The 24,356-nt window shown below is 68.2% G+C and carries 21 protein-coding genes and 2 pseudogenes; 12 read left to right on the top strand and 11 right to left on the bottom strand.

Translation table 11 applies throughout. The features are described 5' to 3' along the window. The first annotated feature begins 94 nt into the window (after window positions 1-94). From CA606_RS16340 to CA606_RS16320, 5 genes are all read left to right on the top strand, one after another. Window positions 95-2,116 carry a tetratricopeptide repeat-containing sulfotransferase family protein gene (locus CA606_RS16340; protein ID WP_096053577.1) on the top strand — a complete coding sequence of 674 codons (2,022 nt, stop codon included), beginning with the start codon at window positions 95-97 and terminating at the stop codon, window positions 2,114-2,116. A gap of 130 nt (window positions 2,117-2,246) precedes the next feature. Next, window positions 2,247-4,613 carry a TonB-dependent receptor gene (locus tag CA606_RS16335; RefSeq protein WP_096053578.1) on the top strand — a complete coding sequence of 789 codons (2,367 nt, stop codon included), beginning with the start codon at window positions 2,247-2,249 and terminating at the stop codon, window positions 4,611-4,613. A 72-nt stretch (window positions 4,614-4,685) separates the two neighbouring features. After that, a complete protein-coding gene (locus CA606_RS16330; protein ID WP_096053579.1) occupies window positions 4,686-5,987 on the top strand; it encodes an APC family permease in 1,302 nt (433 codons plus the stop codon). Continuing rightward, a complete protein-coding gene (locus CA606_RS16325; protein ID WP_096053580.1) occupies window positions 5,984-7,279 on the top strand; it encodes a metal-dependent hydrolase family protein in 1,296 nt (431 codons plus the stop codon). The genes CA606_RS16330 and CA606_RS16325 overlap by 4 nt, the downstream gene beginning before the upstream one ends. Window positions 7,280-7,398: 119 nt before the next feature. Next, window positions 7,399-7,638 carry a hypothetical protein gene (locus CA606_RS16320; RefSeq protein ID WP_096053581.1) on the top strand — a complete coding sequence of 80 codons (240 nt, stop codon included), beginning with the start codon at window positions 7,399-7,401 and terminating at the stop codon, window positions 7,636-7,638. Here the strand turns inward: CA606_RS16320 and CA606_RS16315 are convergent. From CA606_RS16315 to CA606_RS16295, 6 genes and pseudogenes are all read right to left on the bottom strand, one after another. After that, the gene (locus CA606_RS16315; protein ID WP_096053582.1) at window positions 7,635-8,243 is read right to left on the bottom strand and encodes a TetR/AcrR family transcriptional regulator; all 609 of its coding nucleotides are present in this window, start codon (window positions 8,241-8,243) and stop codon (window positions 7,635-7,637) included. The genes CA606_RS16320 and CA606_RS16315 overlap by 4 nt on opposite strands. A gap of 136 nt (window positions 8,244-8,379) precedes the next feature. Continuing rightward, window positions 8,380-9,522, bottom strand: coding sequence for an aromatic ring-hydroxylating oxygenase subunit alpha (locus CA606_RS16310; RefSeq protein WP_096053583.1), 1,143 nt, complete (start codon window positions 9,520-9,522; stop codon window positions 8,380-8,382). A gap of 3 nt (window positions 9,523-9,525) precedes the next feature. Continuing rightward, a pseudogene (locus tag CA606_RS20710) lies at window positions 9,526-9,602 on the bottom strand (hypothetical protein); the annotation flags it as partial. Window positions 9,603-9,646: 44 nt separating this feature from the next. Beyond that, window positions 9,647-11,278: a phytoene desaturase family protein gene (locus tag CA606_RS16305; protein WP_096053584.1), complete on the bottom strand. Its 1,632-nt coding sequence runs from the start codon at window positions 11,276-11,278 to the stop codon at window positions 9,647-9,649. A 189-nt stretch (window positions 11,279-11,467) separates the two neighbouring features. After that, window positions 11,468-14,536, bottom strand: coding sequence for an efflux RND transporter permease subunit (locus CA606_RS16300; protein WP_096053585.1), 3,069 nt, complete (start codon window positions 14,534-14,536; stop codon window positions 11,468-11,470). A 3-nt stretch (window positions 14,537-14,539) separates the two neighbouring features. Continuing rightward, window positions 14,540-15,616 (bottom strand): efflux RND transporter periplasmic adaptor subunit, encoded by a 1,077-nt coding sequence (locus tag CA606_RS16295; protein WP_181242639.1) that lies wholly within the window; start codon window positions 15,614-15,616, stop codon window positions 14,540-14,542. A gap of 76 nt (window positions 15,617-15,692) precedes the next feature. Here CA606_RS16295 and CA606_RS16290 point away from each other — a divergent pair, with 76 nt between their 5' ends. After that, entirely contained in the window at window positions 15,693-16,325 is a 633-nt protein-coding gene (locus CA606_RS16290) for a TetR/AcrR family transcriptional regulator (protein ID WP_096053587.1), read from the top strand. 50 nt (window positions 16,326-16,375) lie between these two features. Then, on the top strand, window positions 16,376-16,576 hold the full coding sequence (locus tag CA606_RS16285; protein WP_024265907.1) for a hypothetical protein: 201 nt from the start codon (window positions 16,376-16,378) through the stop codon (window positions 16,574-16,576). On the opposite strand, the gene CA606_RS16280 is transcribed toward CA606_RS16285, so the two are convergent. Beyond that, window positions 16,573-17,988, bottom strand: coding sequence for a PLP-dependent aminotransferase family protein (locus CA606_RS16280; RefSeq protein WP_096053589.1), 1,416 nt, complete (start codon window positions 17,986-17,988; stop codon window positions 16,573-16,575). The two genes, CA606_RS16285 and CA606_RS16280, sit on opposite strands and share 4 nt — an antisense overlap. Between CA606_RS16280 and CA606_RS16275 the strand changes: the two genes are divergently transcribed. Beyond that, window positions 17,987-18,397, top strand: coding sequence for a DUF983 domain-containing protein (locus CA606_RS16275; protein WP_096053590.1), 411 nt, complete (start codon window positions 17,987-17,989; stop codon window positions 18,395-18,397). The two genes, CA606_RS16280 and CA606_RS16275, sit on opposite strands and share 2 nt — an antisense overlap. A gap of 5 nt (window positions 18,398-18,402) precedes the next feature. Here CA606_RS16275 and CA606_RS16270 read toward each other — a convergent pair whose 3' ends face one another. After that, on the bottom strand, window positions 18,403-18,711 hold the full coding sequence (locus CA606_RS16270; RefSeq protein WP_096053591.1) for a polyhydroxyalkanoic acid system family protein: 309 nt from the start codon (window positions 18,709-18,711) through the stop codon (window positions 18,403-18,405). A 115-nt stretch (window positions 18,712-18,826) separates the two neighbouring features. Here CA606_RS16270 and didA point away from each other — a divergent pair, with 115 nt between their 5' ends. Together didA and CA606_RS16260 are read left to right on the top strand one after the other, a co-directional pair. Further along, on the top strand, window positions 18,827-19,042 hold the full coding sequence (gene didA / locus CA606_RS16265) for a DNA damage-induced SOS-independent cell division inhibitor A (RefSeq protein ID WP_096053969.1): 216 nt from the start codon (window positions 18,827-18,829) through the stop codon (window positions 19,040-19,042). Between the two features lie 30 nt (window positions 19,043-19,072). After that, on the top strand, window positions 19,073-20,074 hold the full coding sequence (locus CA606_RS16260) for a dipeptide epimerase (protein ID WP_096053592.1): 1,002 nt from the start codon (window positions 19,073-19,075) through the stop codon (window positions 20,072-20,074). A 102-nt stretch (window positions 20,075-20,176) separates the two neighbouring features. On the opposite strand, the gene CA606_RS16255 is transcribed toward CA606_RS16260, so the two are convergent. Then, window positions 20,177-21,130: a winged helix-turn-helix transcriptional regulator gene (locus CA606_RS16255; protein WP_096053593.1), complete on the bottom strand. Its 954-nt coding sequence runs from the start codon at window positions 21,128-21,130 to the stop codon at window positions 20,177-20,179. Window positions 21,131-21,240: 110 nt separating this feature from the next. On the opposite strand from CA606_RS16255, the gene CA606_RS16250 reads away from it, so the two are divergent. Together CA606_RS16250 and CA606_RS16245 are read left to right on the top strand one after the other, a co-directional pair. Then, entirely contained in the window at window positions 21,241-22,464 is a 1,224-nt protein-coding gene (locus tag CA606_RS16250; protein WP_096053594.1) for an acetyl-CoA acetyltransferase, read from the top strand. 29 nt (window positions 22,465-22,493) lie between these two features. Further along, on the top strand, window positions 22,494-23,426 hold the full coding sequence (locus CA606_RS16245) for a DUF1295 domain-containing protein (protein WP_096053595.1): 933 nt from the start codon (window positions 22,494-22,496) through the stop codon (window positions 23,424-23,426). Window positions 23,427-23,430: 4 nt separating this feature from the next. On the opposite strand, the pseudogene CA606_RS20330 reads toward CA606_RS16245, so the two are convergent. Continuing rightward, window positions 23,431-23,541: pseudogene (locus CA606_RS20330) on the bottom strand (hypothetical protein); the annotation flags it as partial. A 28-nt stretch (window positions 23,542-23,569) separates the two neighbouring features. Continuing rightward, window positions 23,570-24,319: a DUF72 domain-containing protein gene (locus CA606_RS16240; protein ID WP_096053596.1), complete on the bottom strand. Its 750-nt coding sequence runs from the start codon at window positions 24,317-24,319 to the stop codon at window positions 23,570-23,572. Window positions 24,320-24,356: the final 37 nt, after the last annotated feature.

Raw genomic sequence — 24,356 nt, 5'->3', positions numbered from 1 at the left:
CGTCGTCTCTGCGAGCCGACACCTCCCCCACCAGGGAGAGGATTTGGCGAAGCCGTGATTGACACCCCCACCCGGACCCCGCTCTCCTGATGCCATGACCACGACGACCGCCCAGCCCGCCGCCAGTCTCGCTGAGGCCTTCGCGCACGCCGAGCGGCTGCTGGAGACCGATCCCTTGATGGCGGCCGAGCAGGCGCGGGCGATCCTCGAGGTCGTGCCGCGTCACGCCGATACCACCCGGGTGCTGGCTGCAGCCCTGCGACTATCCGGGGACGCCGAGGGCGGGCTCGCCAACGTCGCGCCGCTGGCCAAGGCCCTGCCCAACCTGCCCCTGGCGCAACTCGAGCTGGCCCTTTGCCTGGAGCGTCTGGGGCGCACCGCCGAGGCCGCCCGCGCCTTCGACCGCGCCAGCGCCCTGGAGCCGCGCCTGTCCGAAGCCTGGCGAGGCCTGTCGGAAAGCCTGGAGCTTCTGGGCGATCGCCAGGGCGCCGAACGCGCTCTGGCCCGGCAGCTTCGCGCCTCCACCCGCGACCCGCTGCTGGTCGAGGCGGCGACGGCGCTTGCGGAGGATCGTTTGGGCGAGGCCGAACGCCTCCTGCGGGATCGCTTGAAGGCTGACGCCGGCGACGTGGCGGCGATCCGCATGCTGGCCGAGACCGGCGCACGGCTGGGCCGCTACGCCGAGGCCGAGGCGCTGCTGACCCGCTGCATCGAGCTGGCCCCGAACTTCGCTGCGGCTCGGCACAACCTGGCGACCATGCTCTATCGCCAGAACAAGAACCTCGAAGCGCTGGCGCAGATCGAGCAGTTGGTGGCCAAGGACGCCCGCCATCCGGGCTACGCCAACCTCTATGCGGCGATCCTGGCGCGGCTGGGCGAGTATGATCGCGCCATCGCCGTCTATGACCAGGTGCTGGCCGACTATCCCAACCAGCCCAAGGGCTGGATGAGCTACGGCCACGCGCTCAAGACCGTGGGGCGCCAGGCCGACGGCGTCGCGGCCTATCGCAAGGCCCTGGATCTGGCGCCGACCCTGGGCGAGGTCTGGTGGAGTCTCGCTAACCTCAAGACCGTCAGGTTCACGCCGGAAGATCTGGCCGCCATGAGTCAGGCGCTTGAGGCCGAGGGACTGTCGGAAGACGATCGGCTGCATCTGCACTATGCGCTGGGCAAGGCGCAGGAAGACGCCCAGGACTGGGACGGGTCGTTCCAGCACTACGCCGCCGGCGCGGCCATCCGACGCGAACAGCTGGACTACGACCCCGACGAGAACACCGCCGACACGCTCCGGACCAAGGCGGTGTTCTCACCCGCCTTCATCGCGGCGCGGGCGGGGCAGGGGTGTCAGGCGCCCGATCCGATCTTTGTCGTGGGCCTGCCGCGTTCGGGCTCGACCCTGGTCGAGCAGATCCTGGCCAGCCACTCGCTGGTCGAAGGCACGATGGAGCTGCCCGACCTGATCGTCATGGCCCGTCGTCTGGGCGGCAAGACCGCCAAGCGCGCCGAGTCGACCTATCCGGAAAGCCTTGCTGAGCTGTCGCCCGACGACCTCAAGGCGCTGGGCGAGGAGTTCATCGAGCGCACCCGCATCCAGCGCAAGACCGACAAGCCGTTCTTCATCGACAAGATGCCCAACAACTTCGCGCACGCGGGGCTGATCCACCTGATCCTGCCCAACGCCAGGATCATCGACGCGCGCCGACATCCGCTGGGGTGCTGCTTTTCCGGCTTCAAGCAGCACTTCGCCCGGGGTCAGGCGTTCAGCTACGACCTGACCGACATCGGCCGCTACTACGCCGACTATGTCGACCTGATGGCCCACTTCGACACGGTGCTGCCGGGCCGGGTGCATCGCGTGATCTACGAGCGGATGATCGATGATCCGGAGGCGGAGATTCGCGCCCTGCTGGATCATTGCGGCCTGCCGTTCGAGGCGGCCTGCCTGTCGCCGCATGAGAACGATCGCGCCGTCCGAACCGCCAGTTCAGAACAGGTCCGTCGCCCCATTTTCAAGGATGCGGTTGAGCACTGGCAGAAATTCGAATCGCATTTAGCGCCACTCAAGCAGGCATTGGGACCTGTGCTCGACTCTTACCCGCAAGCGCCTGTTATTTGACCACCTGCCCAACACCTCGCCATTTCTGCAACACTCACAGGAATTGACGACAAACCGAAAATTCAATCTTGCCCATCGGTTAGGCACGGGTCGAACATCGTTCCTTCAAAGCCGCAAGGGGAGCGACTGTATGTCGTCGGGATCGGTTCGTTTCAAAAAGGCGGGGGTCTACTCCGCCGCATTGTTGGCCAGCACCATGTTGTCGGGCGTAGCCTACGCCCAGGCCCAGTCGGGCCAGAACACCGCGCTCGAGGAGGTGGTCGTCACCGCCCAGAAGCGTAGCGAGAATCTGCAGGACGTTCCTGTCAGCATCCAGGCGCTGGGCGGCGAAAAGCTGGATCAGCTGCAGATCAGCGCCTTCGCCGACTATGTGCAGTACCTGCCCAGCGTCTCGTTCACGAGCTCGGGTCCGGGTTTCGGCCAGGTCTATATGCGCGGCGTGGCCAGCGGCGGCGATGGCAACCACTCGGGCTCGCTGCCCAGCGTGGGCGTCTATCTGGACGAACAGCCGGTCACCACCATCCAGGGCGCTCTGGACATCCACGTCTACGATGTCGCCCGGGTCGAGGCGCTGGCGGGTCCGCAAGGCACGCTCTACGGCGCCAGCTCGCAGGCGGGCACCCTGCGGATCATCACCAACAAGCCTTCGACGGCCGGCTTCTCCGCGGGCGTGGATGTGGAGCTGAACAAGGTCGCCCATGGCGACTCCGGCCACGCGCTGGAAGGCTTCGTCAACGTGCCGCTGTCGGACAAGATCGCCGTGCGTCTGGTCGGCTGGGACGTCCGTGACGGCGGCTATATCGACAACGTGGCGGGCACGCGCACCTATACGCGCGGGGACACCAACCCGGCCAATGACTTCACGATCAACAATCGGGCCCGGGTGCGCGAGGACTATAACTCCGTCTACACCCAAGGCGGTCGCGCCGCCCTGCGGGTCGAGCTGGACGACAACTGGGTGGTGACGCCCCAGGTGATGGGCCAGGTCCAGAAGTCGAACGGTTCGTTCTCCTACGACCCCAAGCTCGGCGACCTGAAGGTCAAGCGCTTCTATCCGGAGAGCGCCAAGGACAAGTGGTACCAGGCGGCCATGACCATCGAGGGCCAGGTGGCCAATCTCGATGTCACCTATGCCGGCTCGTACCTGAAGCGGAAGACGGAGACCAACTCCGACTACACCGACTACTCGTTCTTCTATGATCAGGTCGGCTACGGCTTCTACTGGACCGACAACGCCGGCAACCTGGTCAATCCTTCCCAGTTCATCCAGGGCCAGGACGACTACAAGAAGGAAAGCCACGAAATCCGCATCGCCTCGCCGCAGGATCAGAAGCTGCGGTTCGTGGTGGGCGGCTTCTACCAGAAGCAGACGCACGACATCTTCCAGAACTACCGGATCCCCGACATCGGCAGCAGCATCTCGGTGCCGGGCTATACCGGCACGATCTGGCTGACCAAGCAGCAGCGCGTCGACCGCGACAAGGCCGTGTTCGGTCAGGCCGAGTACGACATCACCGACAAGCTGATGCTCACAACCGGCATCCGCTTCTTCAAGGCGCATAACACCCTGGTCGGCTTCTACGGCTACGGCACCGGCTATGGTTCAACCGGCGAGCGGGCCTGTTTCAAGGCCGCTGTGGTTCCAGGCTCGCCCTGTACGAACCTGGACAAGGGCGTCAAGGAAAGCGGCAACTCGCCGAAGGTCACCCTGACCTACAAGCTCGACGATGATCGGCTGGTCTACGCCACCTATTCGAAGGGCTTCCGGCCGGGCGGCATCAACCGCCGTTCGACCCTGGCGCCGTACCGCGCCGACTATCTGAAGAACTACGAGGCCGGCTGGAAGACGACCTGGCTGAACAACAGCTTCCGCTGGAACGGCGCGGTCTTCATGGAGGACTGGCAGAACTTCCAGTTCTCGATCCTGGGGGCCAACGGCCTGACCGAGATCAAGAACGCCAACCAGGCTCGCATCAAGGGGATCGAAAGCGACATCACCTGGGTTCCGGTCCAGGGGCTGACGATCAATGCGGGCGCTGCCTATACCGACGCCCAGTTGACGGCGAACTACTGCGGGTTCACCGACGCGGCCGGCAATCCGGTCACCACCTGCGCATCGCCGCAGGCGCCGGACGGCACGTCGCTGCCCGTCACGCCGAAGTTCAAGGCCAACCTGACCGCGCGCTACGACTTCAGCTTTGGTGAGTGGGACAGCTATGTCCAAGGCTCGGTCGTAGGCCAGTCCAGCACCTGGACCGACCTGCGCCTCTCGGACCGTTCGACGCTTGGCCAGCAGAAGGGTTGGCAGACCTTCGATCTGTCCGGCGGCATGGACAAGGATGGTCTGTCGATCGGCTTCTACATGAAGAACGTCTTCGACAAGCGCGCCAGTCTGGACCGCAACGCCCAATGCGCCATCAGCGTCTGCGGGGCTCAGTACTACATCGCGCCCAACCAGCCCCGGACCATCGGGGTCAAGCTGGGCAAGGCGTTCTAGCGATTTGTGGGTAGCGTATCGGGGGCGGTCCATCGGGCCGCCCCTTTTGTTTTCCGGGGAGGCCGGATCGGGATGACGTCCCTCAAGTCCAAGCCGCTTGGCGTGTGGATGTGCGCGGCCTTGGTGGTCGGCAACATGATCGGCTCGGGCGTCTTCATGCTGCCCGCCTCTCTGGCGCCGTATGGCTGGAACGCCGTCATCGCCTGGGTGCTGACCATCGGCGGGTCGCTGTGCCTGGCCTATGTCTTCGCCAAGCTGGCGGGGGCCTTCCCCCGCGCGGGCGGCCCCTTCGCCTATACCGAGGAAGCGTTCGGCAGGGCGCCGGGCTTTCTGGTGGCCTGGTCCTATTGGATCTCGGTCTGGGTCGCCAATGCGGCCATCGCCATTGCGGCGGTCAGCTATCTCAGCGTCTTTCTGCCCGGCGTCGCCAAGGTCCCCGCACTTCCCGCGCTCTTGACCGTGGCGGTGGTCTGGGCCGCGACCGCGATCAACTGCGCGGGCGCCCGGTCGGCGGGATGGACCCAGATGGTGACGACGGTGTTGAAACTGGTCCCGCTGGTGGCGGTCGCCGGCCTGGCGCTCAGCGTCCTGTTGCGGAAGGGGCCGGCCGCCGTGACGCCCTTCGAGCCTTCGCTGCTGTCGGGTGGTTCGATCACTGCGGCGGCGGCGTTGACCCTGTGGGCGCTGCTGGGGGTGGAGACCGCGACCATCCCGGCCGACAAGGTCAAGGATCCCGCCCGCACGATCCCGCGCGCCACTCTGGCTGGCACGGCCTTCGCCGGGCTTGTCTATCTGGTCGTCTCGTCGGGCGTCCTGCTGCTGACGCCGAGCGCCGTGCTGCAGGGCTCCAACGCGCCGTTCGTCGACTTCGTGACCTATCACGGGGGCGGGGATTTCCGGCTGGCGCTGGCGGGCTTCGCCGCGATCAGCGCCCTGGGCGCTCTCAACGGCTGGTCGCTGATCCAGGGCGAGCTGCCCGCCGCCATGGCGCGCGAGGGCGTCTTTCCCGCCTGGTTCGCCAAGACCTCCGCCAACGGCACGCCGGTGCGCGCGCATCTGGCCTCCAGCGTCCTGGTGACGGTCCTGGTGCTGATGAACTACGCCAAGTCGATGGCCGACGCCTTCACCTTCATGGCCCTGCTGTCGACGACCGCGACCCTGTTCGCCTACCTCTTCTGTTCGCTGGCGGTGCTGCGCCTGCAGAGGCAGGGACGCATGGTCCGCTCCAAGGCGCTGGGCGTCGTGGCTGGCCTTGGCGCGATCTATTCGATCTGGACCTTCTACGGCGCGGGATGGTCGGTCACCTTCTGGGGTTTGGTGCTGCTGGCTGTCGGCGCGCCGGTCTACTGGCTGATGCGGAGAGCCGCCCGATGATCGCCCGTTCCCTTTGCGTCGCCGCCCTCGCAGCGCTGCTACCGGCCGTCGCCTCGGCGCAGGTCTCCTACGTCCGCGCCGGCAAGCTGATCGATCCCCAGGCCGGCAAGGTGCTGACCGACCAGCTCCTCCGCATCGAGGGCGAGCGCATCGTTTCGGTCGGGCCGTGGAAGGGCGCGCCCAAGGACGGCCCCAAGGACGCCAAGGTCATCGACTGGTCGGGCCTGACCGTCCTGCCGGGCCTGATCGACATGCACACCCACATCGTCGACGACGAGCAGAGCGAGAACATCGCCCTGCCGCTGCTGCGCTCGGCCGCCCAGCAGGCCTATATCGGCGCGGGTCATGCGCGCGCGACCCTGATGGCCGGCTTCACCAGCGTCCGTGACGTCGGAACCTGGCGGGCGCTGGGCGACGCGGCTCTGCGCGACGCCATCAACGAAGGGCTCGTGCCCGGGCCCCGCATGTCGGTGGCCGGCGCCTATGTCACCGCGCCGGGCGGGGGCGGGGAGATCACCGGCGTCGCGCCCGACGTGGCGATCCCGGCCGAGATGCGACGCGGCGTGGTCGAGGACGCCGCCGACGTCCACAGAAAAGTCCGCGCCCTGCTGGTGGGCGGGGCCGACTTCATCAAGCTGATCGCCACCGGCGCGGTGCTGACCGAGGGCACAGAGCCGGGCCAGCTGGAGCTGTCGGAAGAGGAAATCCGCGCCGCCGTCGAAGAGGCCGCCAAGCGCGGAACCTATGTCACCGCCCACGCCCATGGCGCCGAGGGGATCAAGATCGCCGTCCGCGCCGGGGTCCGGTCGATCGAGCACGGCTCGCTGATCGACGACGAGGGGATCGCCCTGATGAAGGCCAAGGGCGCGGTCCTGGTGGCCGACATCTACAACGGCGACTTCATCGACACCTATGGCCGCGAGCACGGCTGGCCGGCGGACATGATCCGCAAGAACCGCGAGACCACCGACGCCCAGCGCGAGGGCTTCCGCAAGGCGGTGAAGGCGGGGGTCAAGATCGCCTACGGCACCGACGCCGGCGTCTATCCGCACGGCTGGAACGCTCGCCAGATGCCCTACATGGTCAAGTACGGCATGACGCCGATGCAGGCGATCCAGTCGGCGACCACGGTCGCGGCCGAGCTGATGGGCAAGACAGGTCAGGTCGGCTGCAACGCTTCGGGCTGCTACGCCGACCTGATCGCGGTGGCCGGCGATCCGCTCGCCGACGTCTCGGCCTTGACCAAGGTCGCCAAGGTCATGAAGGGCGGGGCGGTGGTCAGGGACGACTAAGGCGGGCTCTGGCGCGGCTCATGCATTGTGCATCGCAACGCTATTTCGTTGTGCGATAGCGAAACAACTGTCATGTCCGCGTGTGTAAGTACACGCTGAGTTGGTCCAAGGAGGTCGTCATGACCGAGAACCACTATTACGTCCGTCCCGTCGCCGGGGTGTGGCATGTGACCTGGAACGACTCGGCCGACCTGATCGGCTCGTATTCGTCGCAGCACGAGGCCGAGTCCCTGGCGCAGCTGCTGGCCCGCCACATGCGGGTGCAAGGCCGCAAGGCGGAAGTCCATATCTTCGAAGCCGAGGCACGCACGCCCTCGTGGGGCCGTAATCGCGCGGCGAACCAGGCCGCCGTAGCCTAGAGCCAGCCGTCGAGCGCGCGGGTCACGATCGCGCGCGCCTCGTCCGGACTGAAGGTCGCTGGATCCAGGCAGAGTTCCAGCCACAGCCCGTCCACGCTCGCCGTCAGGGCTATGGCCGCCAGGCGCGTGTCGCGCGCGCCGGCCTTGGCCAGCAAGACCTCCAGCCGCGCACGGAAGTCCGCGTACGAAGCGGCATGGATCGCGGCCATGCGCGGCTTGGTCCTGACCAGCGACCAGAAGCCGACCCAGGCCGCCAGCAGCCGCTCGTCCAGCACCGGCGGGGCGAAGCTGGCGCCCAGATAGGCCAGCAGCCGCGCGCGGGGATCATCCCCCGCCGCCGCCAGAGCCGCGTCCAGCGCGCCGTCGATCCGCTGCGACACCGCCTCATAGGCCGCCGCGATCAGATCATCGACGCCCTCGAAATAGTGCCGCAGCAGGCCCGGCGAGACCCCAGCCTCGGCGCAGATGGCGCGTACGCTGGTCCCGCCCACGCCCTCACGCGCCAGCACCGCCTCAGCGGCGGCGACCAGCGCCTGGCGACGGACATCGGGCGCCTCGCGGGTGAAGGCGGCGCGGGTCATGGCGGTGAGCGCCTTGCCAAACAAGCCGTGTCATCCCGGAAGCGCGAAGCGCTATCCGGGACCCAGGGGCGGCTTCCTCGGAGGTTCCTCACCCCCTGGGTCCCGGCTCTCCGCTGCGCTAAGGCCGGGATGACACGGTGAACTTGCCGAGGTGATGAACTCACCAACCCTCCGGCGGCCTCGGCAGCCGGCTTTCCGGGATCAGGGCCCGCATCTTGCGGCCGAAGCTGCGCAAACTGACCTCGCTGGTCGCCAGCGGCCCGGCGGTGAAGGTGCGCGAGGCCATGCCCTGCTGGACGCGAGCCACCAGCTCGGTGTCCTCGGCGTTGACCTGCCGGTTGATGCGCCAGTTCAGATACCGCGCCGCCTTCATCTCGCGCCGCTCATCGGGCAGGGCGTAGGCGATTTCGCGGATCATCGTCTGCTCGGCCGAGATCGGGATGAACTGCATGAAGTCCACCTGGTCCGGATAGATGTCGAAGGCGAAGTTCGGCCACAGCTTGAAATAGGTCCACAGCCGCTTGCGGTCGCCTGGCAGGTGCGCAACGTCGGGCAGGATGTCCTGATAGAGGCGCTCGGACGGGCTCTCGGACGGCTCGTCGATCAGTTGGCCCCACATCTTGTCGACAAAGGCCTCGGCCTCCACGCCATAGCCCTTGCCAAACAGCCGGGTCAGGCCCGGATGGGCGACGGGGATATGCAGGCCGTCGGAATAGTTGTCGCTGATGTTCTTCCAGTTCACCGCGCGCGGGCGCAGCGTCACGCGGCCGAACGGCTGCAGCTCTTCGAAGCGGTAGTGGGCCACCTCGTCTTCGTAGGGGGCCATCATGGTCGCGACCGACGGGCCGTCGCCCTCCAGCCGGACGAAGACGAAGCCGCGCCAGACCTCGACTTCGATCGTCGCCAGGCCCTCCTTGGCCATGTCGAGGGCGGGATAGTCGTCGCGCATCGGCACGCCGATCAGCCGGCCTTCCAGGTCATAGGTCCAGGCGTGATAGGGGCAGACGATCCGCCCACCGCAGCGCCCGACCGGGCCGTCCAGCAGCCGCGCGCCGCGGTGGCGGCACACATTGGCGAAGGCCCGCACCCCGCCGTCCTTGCTACGCACCACCACCAGGCTCTCGCCGATGAAGTCGAAGGTGTGGAAGTCGCCGGCCTTGGGGATATCGTTCAGATGGCAGACGATCTGCCAGGACGGTCGGAAGACCTTGTCCTGCTCTTCCTTGAAGAACCGCTCGTTGGTGTAGATCCAGCCGGGCAGGCCCCAGTCGGAGAGGGGGTCGTGGTTGGGGAGGGCGGTCACTTGCCCCCTCCGCGCTTCGCGCTCCTCCCCCGGAGGGGGAAGAAGGTTGCCTTCTGCCCCCTTTGGGGGCGGACGACCTCGCGGAGTGAGGTCAGGTGGGGGCGCTGCTGAGCTTGCCGCATGATCACCGCCCCACCACCGACAGCTTCACCGCCGTGGCGAAGTCCTTGTCCCGCAGGATCTCCCGCGCCGCGTTCCGCCCCGGATTGCCCGAGACGCCGCCGCCCGGATGCGTGCCCGCCCCGCACATATAGAGGCCGGCGATCGGCGCGCGGTGGCTGGCGTGACCCAGCAGCGGCCGCGTGGCCCACAGCTGATCCAGCGACATGTGGCCGTGCATGATATCGCCGCCGATCAGGCCGAACTTCCGCTCCAGGTCCAGCGGCGACAGGATCATCCGCCCCAGCACCGAGGCCTTGAAGCCTGGGGCCCATTGATCGACCGTGTCGATGATCAGGTCGGCGGCGGCCTCGCGGGCGTCGTCCCAGGACCGACCATCGGGCAGCTCCGGCGCGAACTGCTGGCAGAACAGGCTCGCCACGTGCTGGCCGGGCGGGGCGAGACTGGTGTCCAGGCTGGACGGGATCAGCATCTCGACGATCGGGGCCTTGCTGATCCCCAGACCCTTGGCGTCGCGATAGGCCGCGTCCATGTAGTCGAGGCTGGGGGCGATCACGATGCCCGACTGGTGGTGCTCGGCGGTCTCCTTGCCGGGCAGGCAGGTGAAGCTGGGCAGCTCCGACAGCGCCACGTTCATCCGGAAGGTGCCCGAGCCGTTCTTGTAGCCGTCGACCGCCTTGCGGAAGTCGGGCGTCAGGGCCGAGGGCGGCACCAGCTTCTTGTAGAGCAGGGCCGGATTGACGTTGGCGCTGACGATCGGGGCCATGATCTGGCGGCCGTCGACCAGCTGCACGCCGGCCGCCTTGCCGCCGTCGACATGGACGGCCTCGACGGGCGCGTCGAGCAGAATCTCGACTCCGGCCGCCTCGCAGGCCTTGGCCATCGCTTGAGTGATCGCGCCCATGCCGCCGACCGCGTGGCCCCAGGCGCCCTTCTTGCCGTTCACCTCGCCGAAGGTGTGGTGCAGCAGCACATAGGCCGACCCCGGCGTGTCGGGACTGGCGAAGTTGCCGACCACGGCGTCGAAGCCGAAGGCGGCCTTGACCGGCTCGCTCTCGAACCAGCCGTCCAGCACGTCGCGGGCGCTCTTGGTGAACAGGTCCAGCAGGTCGCGCTTGCGCTGACGCGACAGGAAGGCCAGCCGCCCGCCCTGGCGCAGGGCCCGCAGCAGGCCGGGCAGGCCATCGCCCAGGTTCGGCGGAGTTTCCTGGGCCAGGTCGCGCAGGATGTCGCCGATCTCGTCCAGCATCGCATAGTAGGCCGGCAGCACCTCGGCGTCGCGGCGGCTGTACTTGCGGAACTCCTCCTGGGTGCGCTCCAGGCCCCCGCCCAGCTTGATGTATTTGTCGTCGCTGATCGGCAGGAAGTTCGAGATCGGCCGTTCCAGAAAGGTCAGGCCCAGCTCCCGCAGGCCCATGTCGGCGATCACGCGCGGGTTTAAGAGGCTGACCGTGTAGCTAGCTACCGAGTTGCGGAAGCCGGGGTGGAACTCTTCGGTCACCGCCGCGCCGCCGACCACGCCCCGCGCCTCGCAGACCGTGACCTTCAAGCCCGCCTTGGCCAGGTAGAAGGCGCAGACGAGGCCGTTATGGCCTCCGCCGATGATGACCGCGTCGCGGGTCTGGGTGACCGCCATGATGTGCTCTCCCCGAGGATGAGGAGAGTGTTGCTGTACGATCGTATAATAGGCAAGGGGGCAGCCCAAATCCTCCCCCTAGCGGGGGAGGTGGCCGAAGGCCGGAGGGGGAAGTTCTGCTGACCTTGCCTCTTCCCCCTCCGTCGTCTCTTCGAGCCGACACCTCCCCCGCTAGGGGGAGGATTTTCGCTAGACCGCCTCCGCCTTCCCGCGCGCCGTCAGCCAGTACATCACCGGCGTCGCCACGCGGCTCAGCAGGGTGCTGGTGATCAGGCCGCCGATGATCGCGATGGCCAGTGGCGAGTAGAGGCCCGAGCGTTCCAGGGCCAGGGGCAACAGGCCGCCGATGGCCGTGACGCTGGTCAGCAGCACCGGCAGGAAGCGGACCTCGCCGGCCTTTTCGATGGCGTCGTGCAGGTTCATGCCCTCGCGCCGCAGCTGCTCGGTGAAATCGACCAGCAGGATCGAGTTCTTGATCTCAATGCCGATGAGCGCGATCACGCCGATCGTCGCGGTGAACGACAGCGAGTTGCCGGTCAGGGCCAGGGCCAGCACCGCGCCGAACACGCCGAACGGGATGATGCCGGCGACCACCAGGGCGGTCTTGAACTTCTGGAACTCCAGGACCAGCACGGCCAGGATGCCGAACACCGCCACCAGCACCGCCGCGCCCAACCCGGCGAAGCTTTCCGATGCGGCCTCGGCCTGGCCGCCCAGCGACAGGCCATAGCCCGGCGGCATGGGGACCTCTTTCTCCAGGCGCTGAACGACGTCCTGGGTGACCTTGGCCGTCAGGTAGCCGGTCGCGACATAGCTGGTCACCGTCACCGTCCGCTCGCGGTCGAAGCGGTCGATGCGGGCGGGGCTGGAGCGCAGGGTTGGGGTGGCGATCGCGCCCAGCGGCGCGGCCTCGCCCTCGGCGGTGGGCACATAGACGCCGTTCAGGGCCGACAGCGGATTGCGCGTCGCCCCGTCCACTTGCGCGGTGGGCAGGCGCACCCGCACGGCGTAGTCGTCGCCGTCCGGATCGCGGAAGCGCGCGGCCTCTTCGCCCGACAGCGCCAGGCGGGTGACGCGGCGGGCCGCGCCGGCCGGCACGCCCAGGGCGGCGGCCTTGGCCTCGTCGACGCCCAGGTCAAGGTCCGTGCGGTCCAGGCGCATCGGATTGCTGACGTCGCGTGCGCCGGGCGTGTCCTTCAGCACCGCCTCGGTCCGCGCGGCCAAGGCCTTGAGCACGTCGAGGTTCTGGCCGGTGATGCGGATGGCGATCGGCGCGTCGATCGGCGGGCCGTTTTCGAAGGCCACCACGGTGATCCGCGCGCCGGGGTACTTGGCGAAGTCGGCGCGCAGGGCGTCCAGCACCTTTTCGCTCTTGCCGGGCTTCCAGGCTTCAAGGCTGGCATAGACCTCGGCGAAGCTGTTGGAGCTCTCACGCTGGCTCTTGTTGTAGAAGATCTGCGGATTGCCTCGGCCCAGATTGCTGGCGCGCCAGAGGATATCGGGCTCCTTGGCCAGACGCGCGTCGACGAAGCGCAGCGCCTGGTCGGTGCGGGCCAAGGAGGCGCCGTCCGGGGTCTCGATGCGGATCAGGAACTGGGGCGTCTCGGCCGGCGGGAACAGCGAGCTGCCGATCACCTTCACCAGCGGCACGGTGGTGGCGCACAGGGCCAGCATCAGGGCCAGGGCCAGCCAGGGGCGGGCCAGCGAGGCGTGCAGGACGGGGCGGTAGAAGCGTTGGATGCCGCCGTTCACCGCCCTGAGCAGAGCGTTGCCCTCGGGATCGGAATGCTTGTCGAGGATCCGGCTGGCCAGGAACGGAATGATGGTCAGCGACACCAGCAGCGAAGCGCCCACCGTGCACAGCACCGTCACCGGCAGCGACTTGATATAGGCGCCCGAGCCGGCGGGCAGGGCCATCAGCGGCAGGAAGGCCAGCATCAGGGTCGCTGTGCAGCCCACAACCGCCAGACCGATCTGGCGCGCGCCGTTGACGGCCGCCTCGGTGCGTTCCTCGCCCTCGCGGATACGCCGGGCGATGTTCTCGGTGATGACGATACTGTCGTCGACCAGCAGGCCCAGGGACAGCACGAACCCGGCGATCGACAACTGGTTCAGGGTGAAGCCGAACGCCTGCAGCAGCGACAGGCCGATCAGCAGGCTGAGCGGGATCGACACCATCACCACCACGCCGGCGCGGGGGCCCAGCGGCAGCAGGGTGATCAGAACCAAGACGAGCGCGATGCCAAAGTCGCGGAACAGGTTCTGCAGGCGATGCTTGACGTTCTCGGCCTGGAAGAAGGCGCGCTCCAGCTTCACCCCGGCGGGCAGGGCGCGCTCGTACTCGTCGAGGACCTTGCGCACCTCCTGGGTGATCTTGGCGACGTCCTGGCCGTCCTTCTGCTTGACGGTGACGAAGACGGCCCGCTTGCCGTTGAAACGGGTGACATGGGTCGGCTCCTGCTGAGCCCAGCCGATGGTGGCCACGTCGGAGACGCGCACCACCTTGCCGCCGATCGAGCGCACCGGCGTGTCGCCAATGGTCTTCAGGTCGCGGAAAGCGCCGCCGGACTTGACGTTGAAGCGCCGCTCTCCGGCTTGAACCGCGCCAATCGGCGCTTCCGCGCCGGCCGCGCGCAGGGCGTCGGTCACGGCGGTGGCGGGCAGTTTCAGGGCCGACAGCCGGGCCAAATCCAGCGTGACCTGCACGTCCGACGGCGGCGCGCCCCAGTATTGGGCCTCGCGCACGCCGGGCACGCGGTCCAGCCGTTCGCGTAGACGGTCGGCGACCTTTTCCAGGCGCCGCATCGGCAGGGTCTCGCTGGTCAAGGCCACCTGCACGACCGACACCTCGGTGGTGCGGGCGCGCTGGATGTCGAGGCGGGCCAGACCCGCAGGCAGATTGCCCCGGATCGCGTTCACCTCGCGCACGACCTGGTCGTATTTGCGCTCAGGATCGACGTCCCAGGTGAAGTGCACCGAGACGACGGCCGCGCCGTCCAGGCTGACCGACTCGACCTTTTCGATGTTGTCGAGACCATCGACCGCGTCCTCGATCGGATCGACGACCAGTTGCTCCATCTCCGAGGGCTCGGCGCCGGGCAGCACCGCGCGGACGATGACGATCGGGATCGGGAAGTGCGGATCTTCCGAGCGCGGAATGCTGGTGAAGGCGTTGAAGCCCAGCATCACCAGCAGGCCAAAGGCCACCAGCGTGAACTGCCAGCGGCGGACCGCGAAGGTCGAGAGGTCGAACTTCACGGCCTAGCGTCCCAGCTGGGTGGGATCGACCACGGCCACCGCCTCGCCGTCTGAGACGAAGCCCGCGCCGGCGGTGATGACCTGAGCGCCGTTCGGCAGACCCGAGACCAGGGCGTGGTCGCCGTCGAAGCCGCCAAAGCCGACGGCTGTGCGCCGCGCCTTGCCGCCGTCGACGCGGAAGACGAAGGCGCGCTGGCCATTGGCCTCCAGCACCGCTTCGGCGGGGATGCGGGCGTAGGTGGTGGTGACGCCGGGGGCGGCGCGGACATTGAGCGTAGCGTGGGCGACCTGACCGCTGCGCAAGGTCGAGGGTGGCGCGGAAAGCTCGATCTCGACCAGGATCGCGCCCGTGCGGGTGTCGGCCGCTTCGCCGACCCGGGTCACGCGTCCGTTCAGGGCGGTCTCGCCGATCTCATCGACCTTGACCGTGGCGGGATCGCCGACCCGGATGCGGGCCGCATCGCGCGCGGCCAGCGGCAGGCGCAGGACGAGCGGGCTGGTCAGGTCGGCGACCCGCGCCACCATCTGGCCCGCGCCAACCACCTCGCCCGCCTGGGCGCGGCGCTCCAGCACGACGCCGGAGACCGGCGAAACCAGATTGGCCCAGCGTCTGTCGAAGCGGGCGGCGTCATAGGCGGCCTGGGCCGACTTCAGCGTGCTTGTCCGGTCATCGATACGCTGGCGGCTGACATAGCCCTTTTCGAACAGCACCTTGTCGCGTTCGAGGTCGCGGCGCACGCGCTCAAGGTCGGCCTGGGTCTGCTGCTGGCGCGCGTCGACGCCGGCGGGGTCGATGGCGGCGATCAGCTGTCCCGCCCGGACGCTGTCGCCAGCCTCGACCTTCATCGTGGTCAATACGCCGGGAATCCGGAACGACAGCGCCATCTCGCGGCGGCGTTCCAGCGCGCCCGCGCCGGTCACCGAGCCGGCGGCGTCAGGGGCGGCGACGCGAGCGGCCTCGACCGGCGTCGGCGGGGCCGGCGCATCGGGTTCGGTCTTGCCGCCACAGGCGCTCAACGTCGCCGCCAGGAGGAGGGCCGCCAGGGGAGGGAGCGGGGTCCGCCACATAAGCTGTTCCAAATTAATCAGCGATAAGTTATCAGTGATTGATAACAGCGTATTGTCAAGCTGGCGTGACGAAGCCTAGGACTTTTCAATGAAGTCACCCAAGACCCGTTCGCCCCGAAAGCCCAAGGGCCATGGGGGTGAGCGTCGCGAGGAAATCCTCGACGCCGCCCTGACCCTGTTCAGCCAGAAGGGCGTGCAGGCGGTCTCGACCCGGCAGATCGCCGAGATCGCGGGAATCTCGCAACCCGCGCTCTACGCCTATTTCGCCACCAAGGACGACATCGCCGCCGAGCTCTGCGTGCGGGCCTTCGCCATCCTGGGTGAGCGCATGGAAGAGGCGCGCGTCGACTACACGCCCACCGCCGAGAATTTCGAGCGTTGTCTGCGGGTCTATATCGACTTTGGCCTGGATCACCCCGACGCCTATCGCGTGGCCTTCATGCTGGAAAAGAGCGTCGACGGTTCGTTCCTGGAGAAGACCGGCGGGCGTCCGATGATCGCCGGCAAGGAGGTCTTCGCGGTCTTCGCCCAGATGGTGGTGGAGTTCCACGCGCGCGGCGAGACCGTCTCCGACGACCCCGAAGCCGCCGCCCAGTCGCTCTGGGCGGGCCTGCACGGCCTGGTGTCGCTGCTGATCGCGCGCCCGGAGTTTCCCTGGGTGGATCGCGAGCAACTGATCGCCACCCACGTGGCGATGCTGCGCAAAGGCGCGTTGAAGTAAGGCCTGTGTTTCCCTAGATGAGCGCCTCGCTCTTTCGGGAAGGATCCCCCATGGCCAAGCTCCTGCCGCTTCAATCGTTCAGCCTGCAGGAGACCGAGGACGGCTATCGCCTGCTGGTCTCGGCCATCGGCGGCGAGTCGCTCTACGTCTCGATCACGCCCGACCAGATGGACGACATCATCGACAGCCTCGAGAACGCCATGGGCGGCGAGGCGGACGGGGCCGAGGCCGAGGACGACGACGGCTTTTAAGAACGGCTCAGCGCGGCCAGCTCACGGAGCCCTCGCGCCAGCGCGGTTCGCTTGCCCGCCGCGCCCAGCGAGATCCGCAGGCCCTCGCCGACGGCGCCGGGCGCCCTGAAGGTCTCGGCCCCGACCAGGGCCAGGCCGCGCTCGCGCGCTGTCGGGGTCGCCACCGCGCCTGGCAGCCAGACGTGCAGGCTTTCGGCGCCGCCGACCGCACTTGGCAGAAGCTCCGCCGCCAGCGTCCGGCGCGCCGCGGCCTCGACGCGCACCCCCGCCAGCAGCTTGGCCGCCACGCCCTCGCGGATCCAGGCGGTGACGACGGCCGCCATCAACGGTGCGGGCATCTGGGCGATGGCGTGCAGCGTCGCCGCCACGCCCTCGGCCCGCCCCGGCGGCGTCACCACATAGGCCAGCCGGAGGCCTGGCGAGAGCGTCTTGGCGGTGGTCGCCACATGGAACACCCCCTCGGGCCACAGCGCCGCCAAAGCGGGCAGGGGCGCGGCGGGCAAGAGGCCGTAGGCGTCGTCCTCGACAATGGGGACGCCAGCGGCGCGCGCCTGTTCGACAATCGCGGCGCGGCGGGCCGGGCCCATGGTGGCGGCCGTAGGGTTCTGGAAGGTCGGGGTGCAGCAGATCAGGCGCGGACCCTGCGTGGTCAGCAGACGCGCCAACGCTTCCGGCTCCAGGCCCTCTTCGTCCATGTGGCAGGAGATGAGGGTCAGTCCTCGCCGCCGCGCTGTCGCCAGCAGGCCCGGATAGGCCAAGGCCTCGACCAGGATCGTATCGCCCGGCCTCGTCAGGTGATCGATCAGGGCGGTCAGGGCGGTCTGCGCGCCGCCCGTGACCACCACACGCGCCGGATCGACCGCGCCCAGGGTCGGCGCCAGCCACGCCGCGCCTGCCGTCCGCTGGGCCAGCGAGCCCGCGCCGGGATGATAGGCCATCAAGGTCGCTGGGTCGGTGCGCGCCAGGATCGCGCCGGTCGTCTCCCGCAAGAGGCCCGCCAGACTCAAGCCCTCGGGCTGCGGCGGCAGGTTCATCGAAAGGTCGACGAGACCCGTCTCATCGTCATCCGTCCGTGAGCGGATGAATGTGCCGCGCCCGGTCGTCCCCTCGACCAGGCCGCGCTCGCGGGCCAGGCCGTAGGCGCGGGTCACCGTGGTGAAGTCAACGCCCACCAACCGGGCGATCTCGCGCTGGGCGGGGATCTGGTCGCCGGCCTGCAGCTCGCCCTCGGCCACCGCCGCCTCCAGCGCCAGGGCGATCCGGCGATAGGCCGGGCCATCGAACGCCTCCACGCGCCGCAGCCAAGCGGCGGCCGGATTCGGCGATCCCTTAGTTGCGGGCATGACGGCATATCCATACATTAGATGTGAAGTGTATGGATCAATCGCGCGATTGTAGGAAGGGCTTTTCATGGCCGACGCCAGCTATCCCAACGCTCCCACCCCGATCCGGGCCGGCCTGAAGTGCTGCTGCCCGCGCTGCGGCGAGGGCCAGCTGTTCCGGGGCTTCCTGAAGCTGGCGCCCGCCTGCGACCGCTGCGGCCTGGACTACGGCTTCGCCGATCCAGCCGACGGCCCGGCCTTCTTTGTCATGAGCGGTGTGGGCATCCTGGTCACCGCCGTCTTCGCCTGGGTCGAGGTTGTCCATCGCCCGCCCATGTGGGTGCATCTGGTCACGGTGTTCCCGGCCTTCCTGCTGGGGTGCCTGGCGACCCTGCGCCCGGTGAAGAGCTGGCTGGTCGCCGCGCAGTACATCAACAAGGCCGAGGAAGGCCGCTTCGAGAGCCTGGGCCGCCACGACTTCGACTCGCGGCGGCTTTAGAGCGGTTACTTCAGCAGGAGTTGCCCGCGCCAGCTCAGCTCGTCCTTGATCTTGCCGGCGGCCATGCCCAGCAGGCCGGGCAGGGAGAGGTCCAGGCGCGCATGGTCGTCCAGCACCTGCACCACGCCGGTGATCGTTTGGCCCATGGCCACGGCCGAGAAGTTCAGCACATCGCCCGCCCAGCTCTGGGAAAAGCGCGAGGCGTCGCCGCCGGGGATTTGGCCGGCCAGTTGCGACAGGCCCTCTTCCAGGCGCCGTTTGGCCTCGGCCGCGCCCAGCTGGTGGGGAATGTTGATGCTGACGGTCTTGGCCATGGAGTCCTCTTCAATCGACATCGCTGAAATGCGGGCATAGCGCGGCAAGTTCAATACGTCCGTTTCTGGCGCATGGCCCAGCCAAGGTCGTCTGCATCAGATGAGGGACGACGACATGACCGACTTCGCCATGACCCAGCCGTTCGCCGCGCCGCGCCGGTCCGTCCGTTTCGTGCGTCCGGGCCGCCCAGGCGGTGTGTGGGGCGCCGTCCATTACGCCGGCGTGCTGCTGGTCTGGCTGGTCCTGTTCGTCGTTGATCGTCCGCTGGCCTTGAAGGTGATGGCCGAGCGCCGCGCCGACTCGCCGATCCCGCGCCACTGGGGCTGGTAGACGCGGGCGAACGGCGCCATCCCTGCGATCATGTCGATCGCCGCTTCCGTCCGCCCGGTCTCGCATCCGCTGAAGGCCCCGTTCCGCATCTCGCGCGGGGTGAAGACCGCCGCCGAGGTGGTCGAGGTGGTCGCGCGGGTCGATGGCCATGTCGGGCGCGGCGAGAGCGTGCCCTACGCCCGCTACGGCGAGACCGTGGAGAGCGTGCTGGCCCAGCTGGCGCCGGCGCTCGCGGCCGAGGACGTCGAAGCCGCCTGCGCCGCCTTGCCGCCGGGCGCGGCCCGCAATGCGCTCGACCTAGCGCTTTGGGACCTGCGCGCCGGGCGCACGGGGGTTAGCGTCGCAGAGGCGACGGGCCTTGCCATCCCCAGCGACCTCGTCACCGCCGTCACCGTCAGCCTCGACACCCCCGAGGCCATGGGCGCCGCCGCCCGCGCGGTCGCCGATGCGCCGCTGATCAAGATCAAGCTGTCGGCCGAGGACCCCGCCGCCCGCCTGCGCGCCGTGGCCGCTGCGGCGCCGCAGTCCCGCTTCATCGTCGACCCCAACGAAGGCTGGACCTTCGACATTCTCGACGACCTGAAGCCTCTGCTGGCCGACCTGCCGATCGCCCTCGTCGAACAACCACTCCCCGCCGGCGAGGACCAGGCGCTGGAGGGTTGGGATCCGCCGTTCACGGTCTGCGCCGATGAGAGCGTCCATGTCGGCGGCGACCTGGCCGCTCTGCGCGGCCGCTATGCGGCGGTGAACCTCAAGCTCGACAAGACCGGCGGCCTGACCGAGGCGGTGGCCATGCTGAAGGCGGCCCGCGCCCTGGGCTTCCAGGTGATGACCGGCTGCATGGTGGCCTCGTCTCTGGGCGTCGCGCCGGCGCTGCACCTGGGCGGAGCCAGCGATTTCGCGGACCTGGACGGGCCCTGGTGGCTGGCGGTCGATCACCCCGGCGGCCTGCGGGTCGAGCGCGGGCGGATCACGCCGCCGGCGCCGGGGTTTTGGGGGGATGGGGCAGAGGCCGAAGGACTCTGGCTGTAAATCCTCCCCCTATGGGGGAAGTGGTCGCATAGCGACCGGAGAGGGGAGGCGGCAGGCGCCGCAGAACTTCCCCCTCCGTCGCCTGCGGCGACACCTCCCCCGCTAGGAGGAGGATTCGAGCCGGGTATTGCTGGTATCCACCGCGCCATCGCATGCCCCGCATCGCACCACCGGCTCCAGCCGCGCGCCGCAAAGGTGTGTCAGGATTTCCGGAGGTCCCTCGTTTCCTGACAGCCAGCGATCACCCCAGGCCATCAGCGCCGCAATCAGCGGGAAGAGGTCGCGCCCTTCCTGGGTGAGCCGATACTCCCAGCGTTCCGGCTTTTCCTGGTAGCGGACCTTCTCCAGCATGCGGCGCGCCACCAACCGCTCCAGGCGATCGGTCAGGATGTTGCTGGCGACCTTCAGTTCGTCCTGGAAATCCTTGAAGCGGCGCAGGCCATAGAAGGCGCCGGCGACGACGTGGGCGGTCCAGCGGTCGCCCAGCACCTCGATGCCGCGTTCCAGCATCGGATGCAGCGCCTGACCGCCGACGTCGTCGTGGCTGGCGCGGCGCGAGTGCCGGGCGCGCGGGGCGGGCTCGAGGCCCGCGCCCGGACCGGGCGACAGGGTGATGTCGCGGACCTTCATCGCCTCGCCGCACGCTGCGCAGCACAGGATCGGCTTCAGCGGCTGACCGCAGGTCGTGTGGACGATCTGGTGCGAAGGGCAGGTTGGATCAAAGCGCCAGCGCATCTCCCAGCCCAGCAGCATCAGCGCTGAGTCATAGAGATCCCGGCCCATGGGCGTCAGGCGGTATTCAGAGCGGGGCGGGCGCTCTTGATAGAGCCGTCGCTCCAGCACGCCGCCGGTCTCCAGGCGCTTGAGACGATCGGTCAGCAGAGAGCGGGCCACGCCGGTCATCTCGACGAAGCCGTCGAAGCGGGTGACGCCCATGAAGGCGGCGTAGAGCACCAGAAGGGTCCAGCGATCGCCGATCAGGTTCAGCGCGCGGGCGGCTGAACTGCGGCGTACCAGCGCCGTCCGGGCAGTGTCTGGAGCCGTCGGCGGGACCATGGCGGGCTTGGTGGGCCGTTTCGGTCTGACGAGTCAATGTTCGCTGATGGCGTGGACTCCGGACAAGTCGCTTGTATAATCGAACTAACTAAAACAAGCGGGGGTGAGCCATGGTCTATGTGCTGGGCGGTTGGCAGAGCGATTTCGCCGCCAACTGGAGCCGCGAGGGCCGCGAGCTGGCCGACGCCTTCGCCGAAGCGGTGGGCGAGGGCCTGGCCGCCGTGGACCTTGATCCCGAGGACGTCGACACCGGCCATGTCGGCAACTTCGCCGCCGAGCTGTTCGCCGGCCAGGGGCACCTGGGCGGCATGTTCGGTCTGGTGCATCCGGCGTTCGACGGCCTGCCGACCGCGCGCCACGAGGCGGCCTGCGCCTCGGGCAGCATCGCCATCCTCGCGGCGGCCGCCGAGATCGAGGCCGGGCGCTATGATCTGGCCTGCGTGGTCGGCGTCGAGCAGATGCGCAACGTCCCTGGCCAGAAAGCGGCCGAGAACCTGGGCAGCGCGGCCTGGGTCGGACACGAGTTCCAGGACGCCCGCTTCCTATGGCCGCGCGCCTTCTCCGACCTCGCCGACGAGTATGACCGCCGCTATGGGCTGAAGTACGAACACCTGATGGGCATCGCCGAGGTCAATTTCGCCAACGGCAAGCGCAATCCCAACGCCCAGACCCGCGGCTGGAACTTCGGGCCCGACGCTTTCACCGCCGACGAGGTCGCCAATCCGGTCGTCGAGGGCCGCACGCGCAAACAGGACTGCGGTCAGGTCACCGACGGCTCGGCCGTCGTTTTCCTGGCCTCGGAAAAGCGCGCCCAGGCCTATGCCGACAAGCGCGGGATCGCGCTCACCAGCATTCCCCGCATCAAGGGCTGGGGCCATCGCTCGGCGCCGCTCAGCTATGCGCGGAAGATCGAAGCCAGCCGCGACCAGGACTACATCTTCCCGCAGGTGCGCCGCGCCATTCTCGACGCCCGCGCCCGGGCCGGGATCGCGCCCGACGTCTCGGGCCTCGACGCGGTCGAGACCCACGACTGCTTCACCGCCACCGAATACATGGCCATCGACCACCTGGGCCTTACGGCGCCCGGCGAGAGCTGGAAGGCCGTCGAGAACGGCGACATCGCCATCGGCGGCAAGCTGCCGATCAACCCTTCGGGCGGCCTGATCGGCACGGGCCATCCGGTCGGCGCCACCGGCGTGCGCATGGTGCTGGACGCCTGGAAACAGACCACCGGCCAGGCCGGCGACTATCAGGTCGAGGGGGCCAAGACGGTCCAGACCCTGAACATCGGGGGATCGACCACCACGACCGTGAGTTTTGTCGTGGGGACGTAGGGATCAAAGTCCTCCCCCGAGCGGGGGAGGTGGCGCGAAGCGCCGGAGGGGGAGATCTTGCTGATCTTGTCTCTTCCCCCTCCGTCGCCGCTACGCGTCGACACCTCCCCCGTCGGGGGGAGGATCCAGTACCGATCTTCGCCCGTATCCACCGCAGTCTTCCGCCAGAGCCCTCCATGTCCCTGCTGAGCATCCTCGCCGTCAACGCCGCCGTCTCGGCGGTCGCATTCCTCGCCCTTTGGGCCGTCAGTCTACGGACGAAGGACGTCAGCTTCATCGACGCCTGGTGGGGTCCCAGCATGGCCTTGCTGGCCTGGAGCACCCTGCTGCAGGGGCAGCACACCCCGCATGGCCTGCTGCTGACGGGCCTCTGCACCCTGTGGGCGGCACGGCTGGGGCTCTATCTGTTGTGGCGCTGGCGCAAGCACGGCGCGGATCGCCGCTATGTCGCGATCTTCGCCCATTATGAGAAGACCAAGCGCTGGAACTTCGCCACGACGTCTCTGATCATCGTGTTCGGCCTGCAGGCGGTGCTGAGCTACTTCGTCGCCCTGCCGGTGCAGCTGGGGCAGGGGTCGGGCGTGCTGGGCGGTCTGGCCTATGCCGGCGCGGCCCTGACGATCGTCGGCATCCTGTTCGAGACCATCGGCGACGCTCAGCTGACCGCCTTCAAGGCCAATCCCGACAACGCCGGCAAGGTCATGGACAAGGGCCTGTGGCGCTATACCCGCCACCCCAACTATTTCGGCGACGCCTGCGTCTGGTGGGGTCTCTACCTGATCGCCGCCGAGACGGGCCTGGGCGCCTTGGCCCTGCCGGGTCCGCTGTTGATGACCTTCCTGCTGACCAAGTGGAGCGGCGTGCCGACCACGGAAGGCAAGATGCGCAAGAGCAAGCCGGGGTATGAAGAGTATGTCGCGCGGACGAGTGGGTTCGTGCCGTGGTTTCCGAAGAAGGTTTGAGGAAAACCCCTCTCCCATAGGGAGAGGGAGGGGCCCGTCGCGAAGCAATGGGAGGGTGAGGGGTTACGGAGTCTGACGGCGTGCCGGCGCTCCGTCGGCCGCGGTAACCCCTCACCCCAACCCTCTCCCTATGGGAGAGGGAGTCAGCCCTCCAGCTTCCCTATCAACGCCATCGCCGCCGCCGGGTTACGCACCTTGGCCCCGGCGATGAAGTAGGCGAACACGTCGCCGCGTTCGGCCCACTGCCGCGTCTGGGCGACCACCCCATCCAGCTCCTCGGACGTCATGCCCGTCGGCTCGTCCTCGCGGCTGCACATCAGGCGGGCATAGGTGAAGTCGGCGGTCGGCTGGTCGATGCGCGGCCATTCGGGCGCCTCGTCGTCGACGGCGTAGACGATGGCCACGCCGTACTGGGCGCAGAGGTCGTAGAACTGCTGGCAGGCGAAGGTCGGGCTGCGCACCTCCATCGCATGGCGCAGGCGCACACCCTTCTGCTCGTTTGGCAGTAATTTCAGAAATCCCTCGAAATCCGCCGGATCGAACTTCTTGGTCGCCATGAACTGCCAGTTGATGGGGCCAAGCTTGGGGCCCAGCTCTTCCAGGCCCTGGGACAGGAATTTCTCCAGCGAGTCGTTGTTCTCCGACAGCACCCGGCGGTTGGTGCAGAAGCGGCTGGCCTTGACCGCGAACACGAAGTCGTCCGGCGTCTCGTCGCGCCACTTCATCCAGCTGTTGGGCTTGAAGGTCGAATAGTAGGTGCCGTTGATCTCGAGGCTGGTCAGCTTGGACGCGGCGTATTTCAGCTCGTCCTTCTGCTTGAGATCATCGGGATAGAACGTCCCGCGCCACGGCTCGAACGTCCAGCCGCCGATGCCGGTTCGGATCTTGCCCATGTGCGCGTGTTCCCTTGATGTTCCCGCGAAAACTAGG

Source organism: Caulobacter vibrioides (assembly GCF_002310375.3).
GTDB lineage: Bacteria > Pseudomonadota > Alphaproteobacteria > Caulobacterales > Caulobacteraceae > Caulobacter > Caulobacter vibrioides_D.
Note: the sequence above shows the minus strand (reverse complement) of the source record. Positions and strands in the feature narration are given on the sequence as shown.

Excerpts from the sequence above, each read along its gene's own strand:
- CA606_RS16340 (WP_096053577.1), top strand. The coding sequence starts at position 95 with ATGACCACGACGACCGCCCAGCCCGCCGCCAGTCTCGCTGAGGCCTTC.
- CA606_RS16335 (WP_096053578.1), top strand. The coding sequence starts at position 2,247 with ATGTCGTCGGGATCGGTTCGTTTCAAAAAGGCGGGGGTCTACTCCGCC.
- CA606_RS16330 (WP_096053579.1), top strand. The coding sequence starts at position 4,686 with ATGACGTCCCTCAAGTCCAAGCCGCTTGGCGTGTGGATGTGCGCGGCC.
- CA606_RS16325 (WP_096053580.1), top strand. The coding sequence starts at position 5,984 with ATGATCGCCCGTTCCCTTTGCGTCGCCGCCCTCGCAGCGCTGCTACCG.
- CA606_RS16320 (WP_096053581.1), top strand. The coding sequence starts at position 7,399 with ATGACCGAGAACCACTATTACGTCCGTCCCGTCGCCGGGGTGTGGCAT.
- CA606_RS16305 (WP_096053584.1), bottom strand. The coding sequence starts at position 11,278 with ATGGCGGTCACCCAGACCCGCGACGCGGTCATCATCGGCGGAGGCCAT.
- CA606_RS16290 (WP_096053587.1), top strand. The coding sequence starts at position 15,693 with ATGAAGTCACCCAAGACCCGTTCGCCCCGAAAGCCCAAGGGCCATGGG.
- CA606_RS16285 (WP_024265907.1), top strand. The coding sequence starts at position 16,376 with ATGGCCAAGCTCCTGCCGCTTCAATCGTTCAGCCTGCAGGAGACCGAG.
- CA606_RS16275 (WP_096053590.1), top strand. The coding sequence starts at position 17,987 with ATGGCCGACGCCAGCTATCCCAACGCTCCCACCCCGATCCGGGCCGGC.
- CA606_RS16280 (WP_096053589.1), bottom strand. The coding sequence starts at position 17,988 with ATGAAAAGCCCTTCCTACAATCGCGCGATTGATCCATACACTTCACAT.
- CA606_RS16270 (WP_096053591.1), bottom strand. The coding sequence starts at position 18,711 with ATGGCCAAGACCGTCAGCATCAACATTCCCCACCAGCTGGGCGCGGCC.
- didA (WP_096053969.1), top strand. The coding sequence starts at position 18,827 with ATGACCGACTTCGCCATGACCCAGCCGTTCGCCGCGCCGCGCCGGTCC.
- CA606_RS16260 (WP_096053592.1), top strand. The coding sequence starts at position 19,073 with ATGTCGATCGCCGCTTCCGTCCGCCCGGTCTCGCATCCGCTGAAGGCC.
- CA606_RS16255 (WP_096053593.1), bottom strand. The coding sequence starts at position 21,130 with ATGGTCCCGCCGACGGCTCCAGACACTGCCCGGACGGCGCTGGTACGC.
- CA606_RS16250 (WP_096053594.1), top strand. The coding sequence starts at position 21,241 with ATGGTCTATGTGCTGGGCGGTTGGCAGAGCGATTTCGCCGCCAACTGG.
- CA606_RS16240 (WP_096053596.1), bottom strand. The coding sequence starts at position 24,319 with ATGGGCAAGATCCGAACCGGCATCGGCGGCTGGACGTTCGAGCCGTGG.